The sequence below is a fragment of the Roseburia sp. 1XD42-34 genome (genome assembly GCF_009917385.1).
GTDB lineage: Bacteria > Bacillota > Bacilli > Bacillales > Amphibacillaceae > Virgibacillus.
This window is the reverse complement of record NZ_QWLJ01000045.1, coordinates 22,408-35,084: the sequence shown is the minus strand read 5'-3', so window position 1 is coordinate 35,084 and position 12,677 is coordinate 22,408. Positions and strand designations below refer to the sequence as shown.

At 37.9% G+C, this 12,677-nt stretch carries 11 protein-coding genes; all 11 read right to left on the bottom strand.

Annotation, left to right across the window (positions count from 1 at the left end; genetic code table 11):
* Positions 1-735 precede the first annotated feature (735 nt).
* Positions 736-2,217, bottom strand: a complete 1,482-nt coding sequence (gene lysS / locus D1839_RS17675) for a lysine--tRNA ligase (protein WP_120381134.1) — start codon at positions 2,215-2,217, stop codon at positions 736-738.
* A 331-nt stretch (positions 2,218-2,548) separates the two neighbouring features.
* Positions 2,549-2,773 carry a helix-turn-helix domain-containing protein gene (locus tag D1839_RS17670; protein ID WP_120381133.1) on the bottom strand — a complete coding sequence of 75 codons (225 nt, stop codon included), beginning with the start codon at positions 2,771-2,773 and terminating at the stop codon, positions 2,549-2,551.
* A complete protein-coding gene (gene folK, locus D1839_RS17665) occupies positions 2,743-3,261 on the bottom strand; it encodes a 2-amino-4-hydroxy-6-hydroxymethyldihydropteridine diphosphokinase (RefSeq protein WP_120381132.1) in 519 nt (172 codons plus the stop codon). Before folK ends, D1839_RS17670 begins: the two co-directional genes overlap by 31 nt.
* On the bottom strand, positions 3,258-3,623 hold the full coding sequence (folB, locus tag D1839_RS17660) for a dihydroneopterin aldolase (protein ID WP_120381131.1): 366 nt from the start codon (positions 3,621-3,623) through the stop codon (positions 3,258-3,260). Before folB ends, folK begins: the two co-directional genes overlap by 4 nt.
* Positions 3,624-3,628: 5 nt before the next feature.
* Positions 3,629-4,453, bottom strand: coding sequence for a dihydropteroate synthase (gene folP, locus D1839_RS17655; RefSeq protein WP_286164850.1), 825 nt, complete (start codon positions 4,451-4,453; stop codon positions 3,629-3,631).
* 371 nt (positions 4,454-4,824) lie between these two features.
* Positions 4,825-5,757 (bottom strand): cysteine synthase A, encoded by a 933-nt coding sequence (cysK, locus tag D1839_RS17650; RefSeq protein WP_120381129.1) that lies wholly within the window; start codon positions 5,755-5,757, stop codon positions 4,825-4,827.
* A gap of 316 nt (positions 5,758-6,073) precedes the next feature.
* Positions 6,074-6,985 (bottom strand): peptidylprolyl isomerase, encoded by a 912-nt coding sequence (locus D1839_RS17645; RefSeq protein WP_120381128.1) that lies wholly within the window; start codon positions 6,983-6,985, stop codon positions 6,074-6,076.
* Positions 6,986-7,524: 539 nt separating this feature from the next.
* Positions 7,525-8,409: an Hsp33 family molecular chaperone HslO gene (hslO, locus tag D1839_RS17640; RefSeq protein ID WP_120381127.1), complete on the bottom strand. Its 885-nt coding sequence runs from the start codon at positions 8,407-8,409 to the stop codon at positions 7,525-7,527.
* Between the two features lie 99 nt (positions 8,410-8,508).
* Positions 8,509-9,300: a type III pantothenate kinase gene (locus tag D1839_RS17635; RefSeq protein ID WP_120381126.1), complete on the bottom strand. Its 792-nt coding sequence runs from the start codon at positions 9,298-9,300 to the stop codon at positions 8,509-8,511.
* Between the two features lie 365 nt (positions 9,301-9,665).
* Positions 9,666-11,726: an ATP-dependent zinc metalloprotease FtsH gene (ftsH, locus tag D1839_RS17630; protein ID WP_120381125.1), complete on the bottom strand. Its 2,061-nt coding sequence runs from the start codon at positions 11,724-11,726 to the stop codon at positions 9,666-9,668.
* Between the two features lie 395 nt (positions 11,727-12,121).
* Positions 12,122-12,664 (bottom strand): hypoxanthine phosphoribosyltransferase, encoded by a 543-nt coding sequence (gene hpt, locus D1839_RS17625; RefSeq protein ID WP_050350469.1) that lies wholly within the window; start codon positions 12,662-12,664, stop codon positions 12,122-12,124.
* Between the last annotated feature and the right edge of the window lie 13 nt (positions 12,665-12,677).

The following is a 12,677-nucleotide window of genomic DNA, read 5'->3' as shown; positions in this document are numbered from 1 at the left end:
AAACAGAGATTGCTTTTCTTGACATACTGGTTGTTTTGTTCAGTTTTCAAAGAGCAAATTTGTTAGTGTCTTTTTTTCGCGACACAACTTCTTTATCATACCATATATGAAACTACTTTGTCAACAACTTTTTTCGAGAAGTTTTTTCACTTCAAATTGGCGACTTTATTAATATAACATGCGTTCATGATAAAGTCAACATATTTTCAAAGAAGTTTTTGTTGTTGTTTAATTACTCAGGCTCTTAAGCCGTTTATTAAAGCAACGTACATTAGATTACCACGTTTAAAAGCGGAAATCAAGACTTTTTTTAAATTAAATTGGCAAAAAATTTATTTCTATTGTTTACATAATTCGTTATTTTATTCACAAATTAATGTTTACATATTTGTTTTACGAATATATATAAATCGCCTTTAATTATATTAGGTCATTTAATGAAAGGAAACAGACTGCACACTCTTCTAATAGAAGCGCGAGTTTTATCCTAAAACCTTACCTAACTTTCCGTTCCTTTACATAGCGCGTCTAAAACACACGCATTGTATTCGGTTTAATCTATAAGAAATAATTTCGCAACCTCTTCTGGCTCACCTATTTTTCAAAAGAGCTCTATCCTATTAGAAGGTTATTCATACAAACACAAATAAACCCCCCTCCCCGAAAGATAGACATTTTCACTCTAACTTTCGGGGAGGGGGCGGTACTTAATAGTTCCTTGCGTTTTTATTCCATTTATTTATTTTTCATTTGCGGGAATAATAGTACATCGCGGATAGACGCTGAATTAGTTAATAGCATGACTAAGCGATCTACGCCTATACCAAGTCCACCAGTTGGAGGAAGTCCATATTCTAACGCTTCTAAGAAATCTGTATCCATATAGTGAGCTTCATCATTACCAGCCGCTCTTTCTTTCACCTGAGCTTCAAATCGCTCCCTTTGATCTATTGGATCATTCAACTCACTAAACGCATTAGCATGTTCCCGTCCCACAATAAACAATTCAAATCGATCTGTAAACCGATCGTCTTGATTATTTTTCTTAGCTAATGGCGAAATTTCTACTGGATGTCCATAGATAAACGTTGGCTGTATAAGTTCTTCTTCTACCTTTTGTTCAAAGAACTCATTTACTACATGTCCATATGTCATGGAACTTTTAATCTCAACGCCGTGCTCTTTAGCTAGCGCTCGTGCTTCTTCATCACTCATGTGTTGCCAAAAATCAACGCCAGTTTTTTCTTTAATTGCATCAACCATATGCTTTCTTGTCCATTTCGGGGCCAAGTCCACCTCATATTCACCATACGTAACCGTAGTCGTACCTAAAACTTCTTTGGAAATATGTGCAACAAGCCTCTCCGTTAAATCCATGATATCGTGATAATCTGCATACGCCTCATACAATTCTATCATCGTAAATTCTGGGTTATGTCTCGTAGACACTCCTTCATTTCGAAACACCCTACCAATTTCGTATACTTTTTCTAAGCCACCGATAATTAATCGTTTCAAATGCAACTCGATAGCAATCCGCATATAGAGGTCTACATCTAATGCATTATGGTGTGTAATAAAAGGTCTTGCCGTAGCTCCGCCAGGAATTCCATGCAACATAGGTGTTTCTACTTCTAGAAAGCCTTGTCCATCCAGATAACGGCGCATTGCTTGAATAATTTTACTTCGCAGTACAAACGTTTCTTTGCTATCCATGTTCGTAATCAAATCCAGATAACGTTGTCGATATCGTTGTTCAATATCTTTTAATCCATGATATTTCTCCGGTAATGGGCGTAACGATTTCGTAAGCAACTTAAAATTCGTTACTTTAACAGATAGTTCCCCTACCTTCGTCTTGAACATAGTACCTGTTACCCCAATAATATCTCCTATATCGATTGATTTAAAAATTTCATACGCGGCTTCGCCAACAGAGTCTTTTCGCACATAAAGCTGTATTTGACCGCTAATATCTTGAATATGAGCAAAGCCAGCTTTGCCTTTCCCACGCTTTGTCATCATTCTTCCTGCAACGGTTACTTGCTCTTCCTTGTTTTCCAGTTCTTCCTTGGAATACCGATCGTATAAATCTTTCAATTCACTTGCGACGTGTGAACGAGGGAATCGCTCTCCGAAAGGGTTTATTCCCTGTTCGATTAATTGTTCCATTTTCTCTTTACGCACACGCATATGTTCATTTATTTCCTCCGACACCGTGATCACTCCAGTCCTTTTCTATAGGTAGTATAGCCGATATTTTTATATCTTTCATGTATTGCGCTCTTTCTTAATAAAACCGTAAAGGAAAATCCCACCTTATGTTCATCAAATAGGTACCACATACGTTTAAGTGCATTGGCATATGGATAGTTAACAGCAAAAACAAAGCCATGGAGTCCCTACGTTTTAAGAAGCTTTAGATCGTTATACCTCGTTGACCTACGTATCTAACCTATTAAATTATCCATCTCGTGTTTCCAAATCCTGACCTTTCGACAACCTCTTTTGTCTCTACACAGATCTTTTCCTTTTCTAAATTAAACACTTACCTATCTCGGTTATCTTCATGATGGAGCATTAGCTCATCTTTTGAGATGTCAAGTGTATGCACTACTATATCTATAAGTTCATCAGAAATCGGCTTAACGCCTCGCTCTATTCCACCAATAACAGATAGCGGAATGTCCAGCTTTTTTGCAAATTCTACCTGGGTATATCCCTTTAATTTACGAAAAGCTTTTAATCGTCTTCCGATTCTTTTTTGGTCCATATCTCTACATCCTTTAAGTCTTTTCCTGAAAGTTCCTTCATAGCCCCAGTCACGTCTTTTTCTCCATCGGATAAAGGCAATATTATATGCGGTGCAATTTCGTTTAATGGAACAAGCACAAATGCACGCTCGTGCATGCGAGGATGCGGAATCGTTAAACGTTCCATTTCTATATTTTCTTGATTATATAATAAAATGTCAAGGTCTAATGTACGCGGTCCGAATCGAATCGTTCGTTTTCGTCCTAATTCACTTTCTATTTGTTGACAGTAGTCTAAAAGTTCCAATGGTGAACAAGTTGTCTCTACTTCAATCACCATGTTCAAAAAATCAGCTTGCTTTGTATATCCTACAGGAGCTGTTTGGTAAATGGATGATGTTTTTATCACGTTTATCTTTTCATGATCCTGCAATCCATGTAAACCCTCTTTTAAAAACTTTTCTCTTGGCTCAATGTTTGTTCCTAATGCTATATATACCTGATTCATTTTAACTTCTCCCTATATATCTCTACGGCAACCGAATGGTATTGGCCTGGAATTGGTGGATCTGGCTTAATTAGCTTAATTTCACATGCCTGAAGCAAGTCGAAGGAAGCTAATAACTTTTCCGCAATCAATTCTGCAACAGCCTCGATTAATTTTTTTGCTTCTCCTTCAACAATCTCTTTTATATACTCATAGGCTTCACCGTAGTGAATGGAATCATTCATATCATCACTTCTTCCAGCCTTACTTAAGTCAAGATACAATGTAGCATCTACTTGGAAACGTTGACCCAATTTATTTTCTTCTGGAAGTAACCCATGAAAGCCATAGAACTGCAATTGTTGTAAATGTATTTTATCCAAACATACTACCTTCCTTCTACTCGGAGCATTGCGTCCATCATTTTAGCAAGCTGCCAGTTCGTTTTTACATCATGTACCCGTACCATCTGAACACCCTTCATAATCCCCATGCAAGTAGTTGCACCTGTTCCTATATCACGATTTTCTGCTGGCTCATCCAAAATATGTCCAATAAAACGTTTTCTAGAAGTTCCTAAAAGCATTGGATAGCCTAGCTTAGAAAAACGCTCTAACTGATTCATGACGAGTAAATTATGTTCAGCCGTCTTAGCAAAACCGATACCAGGATCAATGATAATTTGTTCATTTGGAACTCCAGCCTTCAGTGCTATCGCTATACTTTCTTCTAGATCAGTGATCATATCTATAATTAAATCTTGATAATCAGTATGGGTTCGATTATGCATCAAAATAATCGGAACGTTATACGCTTTTGCTACTTGGACAATATCTGGCTCTCGCTTTGCTCCCCAGACATCGTTAATGATGTCAGCACCAGCCTCTATTGCCGCCTTAGCTGTTTCTGCTTTATATGTATCGATAGATATCGGAATGCGTATATGCTTCTTAACTTCTTGAATAATGGGGACTACGCGGGCAATTTCCTCTGTCTGGGAAATCGGCTCATGGTTAGGGCGTGTAGATTCACCACCAATATCAAGTATATCAGCACCTTCTTTTTCTAGCTTCACTGCTTGTTCAATGGCTTTTTCAAGCGTATTATAATTGCCACCATCAGAAAAAGAATCAGGTGTAACATTTAATATACCCATAATATGTGTGCGATTGGTTAAATCATAAGTTTGCTTTTTCGTTTTTAATCGCATCATACGTCCATCCTTCTTTCCATCTTTTTTTCTTATCGTATCATACAACGTTTTCGTAAGCGACCGGTATCAATTATGTAAATTTAAAACATGTCTTTATCCTCTATCATTTATGTTGAAATTTCCCTTACTTCCATTATTCTTCTATAGAAAATCTTTGGACATTAGAAGAAGCAAAGTCAAGCGGAGAAAAGGTAACAAAATATATTATAAACAATTCCTTTTCAATCTTGCTACACTTTTAAACTGGACAAAGCCACCTTCATACAAAATAGCAACTTGTTATACCAGCATATGATTTCCCGTGAAAATTGGAAAAACCAGCACCGAATATCGATACTGGTCTTCTTTTACACTTTATAATAGAAGCTCCTCTACTCCTGATCCCCAAATTGATAAAGTGGTGTCGACAAGTAGCGCTCCCCGTTATCAGGGAAAATAGCCAATACTTTCTTACCTTTACCAAGTTTCTTTGCTACTTTCTTAGCAGCCGCGACAGCTGCACCAGCAGACACTCCTCCAAGAATGCCGTTTTTAGTAGCCACTTCTCTTGCGACTTCATATGCTTCGTCATTTTCAATCTGGTAAATGTCATCGTAAATAGTTGTATCTAAAATACGCGGTACGAATCCTGCGCCTATCCCTTGAATTTTATGTGGTCCAGGCTTCTCTCCAGAAAGAACTGCTGAAGCTGCAGGTTCTACAGCATATACTTGCAGGTTATTGAAGTGCTCCTTTAAGACTTTACCAGCTCCCGTAATCGTACCACCTGTACCGATGCCAGCTATAAAAGCATCCAGCCCGCCGTCACCCATTTGTGCAATGATTTCTTTCCCTGTCGTTTTAGCATGAATTTCGGGGTTTGCAACATTATTAAATTGCTGTGGCATAAAATAACCATGCTCTTTTTGCAATTCTTCTGCTTTTTGGATCGCACCCTTCATTCCTTCCGCTCCTGGAGTGAGAACAAGCTCTGCTCCATAAGCTCGTAAAAGGTTACGGCGTTCTTGACTCATTGTGTCAGGCATAACTAACACTGCTTTATAATCCTTTGCAGCAGCGACCATCGCTAAGCCTATCCCTGTATTACCGCTCGTTGGCTCAATTATGGTATCCCCTGGTTTTAATAGTCCACCTCTTTCCGCAGCCTCAACCATCGCTAAAGCAATTCTGTCTTTTACGGAACTACCTGGATTCATAAATTCCAGCTTAACATAAATATCTGCACTTTCATTATCCGTAATACCTTTTAATTTTACAATCGGAGTCTCTCCAATAAGTTCTGCTATACTTTGAGCAACTTTCATTTTTCAGCCTCCTAATTCCTACTTTTTCGATAAGATTAATTCTAATTTACGCTTTCTTATGAAGAATGTCAACCTTTCCATTTTGTTCGATTATAGAAAATTCAAATGCCATCATAAAGGAGCATTTTGTACTTTGCAAACATTATTATGAATTTTATCCAATAGCACAAAGCATAGGAGTGCATTCGATATTCGAGATGAAAAATGATTCACACATGGTTTTGTTTTTCTAACATATTAAATTAATATCATCAATTTGAACATAACCGTTACCCCTGACTTCATTTTCAAGTGTCTACGTCTCTTGAAGTAAAGGCTACGGATTGGGTGAAGAATAGATCCATTCTATATCTTGATTTTTCCAAAGCGGATCTGCTTCTAAAGTCTGTTTTTTTTGATGTAAAGCTAATTCACTTTTTATATACGGTTTCATCTCTTCATACGTAAAGGTAATAGAAGGCAATTTTCGATGAAGATAAATAATTGCTACACCTTCATCTACCTCAAATGGTTGACTATACGAGAATTCATCCATGTCAGCAGCAATATTTTCATAGTTCTTTGGGAAATATTGGCTCTCAGTAGAAATATACCCTAAATATCCTCCCTCGTCTTTTGTTTCTTTATCCACGGAATACTCTTGAGCTAACAAATTAAATGATGCGCCATCTCCTAGCTCATGATAAACTTTCTCAGCAGTTTCTGTATCTTTTACTAAAATATGAGATATTTGCATAGATGATGTAAAATTATATTGTTCCCCATATGTATCATAATGCTCTTTTATTTTTTCATCCGATACGGATACATCTTCTGTTAACAGCATTTCCAATTGGTAACGATGTCGAATATCATCCTCCCATTCGGCTTCCAGATGTTCATATTCCGGCTTTGAAATAACACCTTGCATAGCAAGCAACATTGATATTTCTCTGTCAACGACTTTATCACTTATAGAAATATCTTTTTCATCTGCTAATTGCTTCACAAGCTTCCGATCGATCATCGATTTCAACTGTTCTTCCCCATATATATTTTGTAAAGCCTCTTGCCACATCTGAAAACTGATTTCTTCTCCATTAACCGAGGCTGCCGCTTCATTCAGTCTATATTTCTTCTGTTCACCTGTTCCTACATCAACTTCTTCGCCCTGATTCCATACTAATAAAGTTGCAATATTTGTTACAAGAAGAATTACAATAACACCCAATAGCAATTTTTTTGACATTTTTCATTCCCCCCTGTCAAGGATACATATGAACTTAAAGAACTCGCCTCTATCATTTTAACCAATACAACGTTAAGATTATCCGTCCGAGAAAAACTTATAGCAACCGCAACTCTATGTAATGCTTACATATATTAATCTGATAATTCAGAATTTTTTACTCATCCAACCTGTATATTCCCTTGAAAACTACCTAAGCAACTGCCCCTCAAGAATAAAGCAAGGGACTCTTTATTAGAAAGACTTGGCTTGTCGCCAAGTCTTATGGGGAAGCCTTTTGTTTTGTTATACCATAAACCAAAAAATTTTATGCTTTTCCATAGTACAAAAAAAGACTTTGTTTTTCTTCATCGCAAACAAGGATTGGACAAATACCTTATTTCCATATCACACTTTTGTTATTAGGAAACTAAAATCCCCTAACGCTTCGGACACAGCTAAAGCTCCTTTTTTTGAAACTCGTCGTAACCGTATCATCCCCACCAAAAGACTGTCTATTCACGAAAGTTTTTGGCAGGGTACTTATTGATGCGCTAAACTTAAGACTCTTTAAGGTTTTGCTTTAATATACGCAGCTCTTCTTCGGTAAACTGGTACATCTCGTTACAAAAATGACAGCTTGCTTCTGCTCCACGATCTTCTTCAATCATACTTTGGATTTCTGTTTCTCCAAGCCCTTGAATCGCTCGTTCTAACCGTTCCTTAGAACATTTACAACGAAACTCCATCGGTACCGTTTCATGTATTTTCACTTCTTGGTCATTAAAAAGCCGCTGTAAAATTTGCTCTGGTGTATTTCCTTCTCGAATTAACGTAGATATTGGAGGAAAAGCCTGGATTTGCTCTTCTAATTGCTGAATAACTTCTTCATTTGCTCCAGGCATGAGCTGGACAATAAACCCCCCAGCAGCTAAAATACTATGATCTGAATTAACTAAAACACCCGCTCCAACAGCTGAAGGAGTTTGCTCAGAATTTGCAAAATAATAGGTGAAATCTTCACTAATTTCCCCGGAAATAATCGGAACTTCCCCGGTAAAATAATCTTTTAATCCTAAATCTTTAATGACGCTAATTGTACCTTCTGTTCCAACTGCTCTTTCGACATCTAGCTTCCCCTTTGAATTAAGTTCAAAATCCACATGGGGATTAGTGACATATCCCCGAACATGACCGTTCGCATTCGCATCAGCAATGATTGCACCTATAGGACCATTCCCCATTATCTTTGTCGTAATGGTATCATCTCCTTTTAGCATGGCTCCCATCATACCAGTAATGGTTAGTGTTCTCCCTAAAGCAGCTGAGGCTGTTGCCCATGTATCGTGACGGCGACGCGCTTCCTCAACTGTATTGGTGGAAAGAGCAGCATACGCACGCACCATGCCGTTATAGGCTGTTGCTTTTATAATAAAGTCTTTCATACCCGACTTGTCTCCCTTCTTAGCAAAGCTTGTCTATTGCCAAGGATTTAGCAAAGACGATTACCGTTTTTTATGGTTCCGACTGTAAAATTATTTGTGCTATACATGGTTAGGATTATACCTGTTCTTATTCTTATCATAGATAATTCGTAGCCCTTTTAAAGTTAAATAGGAGTCTACATAATGAATGACTTCTGACTCATCAGCTATCAAAGGCGCTAATCCTCCTGTAGCAATAACTGTTGCATTAGTATTCATCTCTTTTTCCATGCGGCGAACAATTCCTTCAATTTGACCAACATATCCATAAAGCGCACCTGATTGCATAGCTTCTACAGTAGAAGAACCAATAACATGAGCAGGAACTTGTATCTCAATTTTAGGCAATTTCGAAGCTCTATTATATAAAGCCTCCATTGCTACATTTATTCCTGGTGTAATAACTCCACCGTAATATTCCTTTCGTTCGTTAATATAACAGTAGGTTGTCGCTGTACCAAAATCAATAATAATCAGTGGTGCACCATATTCTTCAATTGCTCCTACCGCATTAACAATCCGATCTGCACCAATTTCTTGTGGATTCGGATATTGCATTTGTAAGAAGTTGTGAACAGATTCTTTTCCAATAATCATTGGTTGCAGTTGAAAATAGTCCGTACACATCTTTTCTAACGCATACATAATTGGAGGTACTACGGAAGAAATAATCACCCCTGTAATAGATGAAAAAGCAACTTCTTGATAATCAAACAAAGATTTAATTAATATTCCATATTCATCTTCTGTTTTATGGCGATCTGTTTTAATTCGCCATTGGTGTTTTAAATCTTTCCCGTCAAAGACCCCTAGCACTGTGTTTGTATTCCCAACATCTAGCACAAGTAACATATGGTTCCATACCTTTCTTGTTCAAACTCTTTTCTAGTTTCTTTTTCCTGGTTTTTAATATACCATATTTATTTTGCTATGAATATGTTGGTGCTTTTGTCATCTGAACAAAGGCGCAGAGCGCCCGTTTAGCAACGCAGCAACTGGAACGAAGCAACTAAAGTTTTAGGAATCATGGTGAGGCACGAACCAATGATGACTTATCGTAGGGCGATTCGTGAAGTCGCCTAGTTGCTGAACTTATGCACCGGGCATGGCTATTCGGTTATTTCGTTATCTCCAAGCACCTATTTTTATGCTTTCTTATACTATAACCAAAACAACTCCCCACCTTAAACAAAGCTATAGTGGGGAGTTGTTTATACTTATTTGTCTTCATCCTCTGATGAAGGTTTATTGTCTGTTGTTATACCCTCTGTAGATGAAGGTTGTTTTGGTTCCGTCGTTGAACCATTTGTAGAATAAGGCTTATTATCTGTTGTAATCTGATCAACTGGCTTTTCTTGCTCTTTCGTCGTAGCTTTTTCTTTCGCCTCTTCATACGTCTCCGGAGTGTCATCCTTTGATTGGATATTTACCTTTACATCGTCTTCTTCAGGTTCAGGAAGGACACCCTTTTCAAACAACGATTGAATCTGTTTCGCATCTAGCGTCTCCACTTCAAGTAAAGTCTGGGCGATTAATTCAAGCTTATCTTTGTGTTCAGTAAGAATTGCTTTAGCGCGATCGTAACAGTGATTAATAAAGTTCTGCATTTCTTGATCAATCTCGTATGCAATTGCATCACTATACTGTTGTTCATTGCTAAGATCTCGCCCTAAAAATACTTGACCACCACCAGAAGTGAACTGTAACGGACCAATTCGATCACTCATACCATACTCAGTAATCATTTTACGGGCAATAGCTGTTGCACGTTGGAAATCATTATGAGCTCCCGTACTTACTTCACCAAACATAATCTCTTCCGCTACACGACCACCTAGAAGGCCGGTTATCTTATCAAACAATTCCGGTTTCGTCATAAAGTAACGGTCTTCTCTTGGAAGCATAACGGCATATCCACCTGCTTGACCTCGAGGAACAATTGTAACTTTATGAACCATATCGGCATCGTCCAAAACCATTCCAATAACCGTATGACCACTTTCGTGATGTGCTACTATATTTCGCTCTTTTTTAGAGATTACCCTGCTCTTCTTAGCAGGACCAGCAATTACGCGGTCTATTGCCTCATCTACATCAATCATATCGATCTTGCTACTATCACGTCTAGCTGCTACTAATGCTGCTTCATTTAGTAAGTTTTCCAAATCAGCACCTGAAAATCCAGGAGTACGCATAGCAATCGTTTTTAAATCAACATCTTCAGCTAAAGGTTTATTTCTAGCGTGTACTTTTAATACTTCTTGGCGTCCTTTTACATCGGGACGGTCTACCATAATTTGTCGGTCAAAACGCCCTGGACGCAATAAAGCAGGATCTAAAATATCCGCTCGGTTCGTTGCTGCGATGATAATAATCCCTTCATTAGCACCAAACCCATCCATTTCCACAAGCAGTTGGTTCAAGGTTTGCTCACGCTCATCATGACCGCCACCAAGACCCGCTCCGCGCTGTCTGCCAACCGCATCTATCTCATCGATAAAAATAATACAAGGTGAATTCTTTTTTGCATTTTCAAATAAGTCACGTACACGTGATGCACCGACACCTACAAACATTTCTACGAAGTCAGAACCACTAATAGAGAAAAACGGCGTACCAGCTTCTCCCGCTACAGCACGTGCTAATAATGTTTTTCCTGTTCCTGGAGGTCCAACAAGAAGTACCCCTTTTGGAATTCTAGCACCAAGAGCGGCAAACTTTCTTGGGTCTTTTAGAAATTCTACTACCTCTACCAATTCTTGTTTTTCTTCGTCTGCACCCGCTACATCTTTAAAACGAACTTTCTTTTTATCCTCACTATACATCTTCGCCTTACTCTTCCCAAAGTTCATTACACGGCCGCCACCGCCGCCACCTTGAGCCTGACTAAGTATAAACAAGAAGAAAAGTCCAATGATTAAAAACGGAATCATTGTCGTTAACAGAGTTACCCACATACTAGGCTGTTCTTCTTCCTCAACATGAAGCACACTTTGTTCATTTGCTTGCTCCGTAATCGAAGAAACAATATCTGTATTATCTGGAACCTGTGCAACGAACGGCTTTTCGTCATCATTTAAAACACCTTTATAACGAATAATACCGTTAGCTGGTTGCATGGTCATTTCCTTAATCTCACCATTATTTAAAGCATCCATAAATTGCTTTACATTATATTCTTTCGCTTCTTCATTTTGCCCACTGAATACTGAAATAACCGAAATAATTACAAGGACGATCAGTATCCAGAAGATTGCATTCCGAAATATCCGGCTCATTGCTTACCTCCTCCCAAGCGGGGAAAAACTATATTACATCGTACCATACAAAAAAGTTAGAAGACAACTAATTTACCTTAAAAAACATGATAAATACTGTAAGGGAAATTGAGCTGCTGTAAAGATTCCTGACATGTGGTCCAGCAACCTTTATAGATTTACTGAACTTAACGAATAGAGCATTTCATCTTTTTCCGGTAACATAACCATTCATATTAACCATTACCAGAAAATAACACCATAAACGATAAACTTTTCACCTTGCCCGTTTTATTGTTTAATCAAAAGCCTGCCGCTTTATGACTAAACCAATATAACATAGCTAGTTCTTTCATGAGTATAATTAACTTACACTTTACCCACAAAATAATAGTTTATACAACAACTTGCAAAAATTACTCTCCGCCATATACCTCTGGCTTCAACACGCCAATATAAGGCAAGTTTCTATATTTCTCTTGATAATCTAAACCATAACCTACAACAAACTCGTTTGGTACTTCAAAGCCAATGAGATCCGCTTTTATATCTGCTGTTCTCCCAGCTGGCTTGTCAAGTAATGTTACAATTTTAACAGAATTGGCCTTGCGATATTTAAACAGATCAACCAAATAACGTAAAGTTAAACCGCTATCGATAATATCCTCAATGATAAGCAAATCGCGTCCTTCCACTTTTGTATCGAGGTCTTTGACAATTTTCACCTCTCCAGAAGAACGCATTCCCTTGCCGTAACTAGAGACGTCCATAAAATCCATCTCTAAATACGTCTCGGTATAGCGCAATATATCAGACATAAACGGCATAGCACCTTTTAAAACCCCAATAGCAAGTGGAAATTTCCCATCGTACTCTCTGGTCAATTGTTCACCTAACTCTTTGCATTTATTTGCAATTTCCTCCTGTGATATTAACACTTCTTTAATATCATTATGCATCTATCCTGCTCCT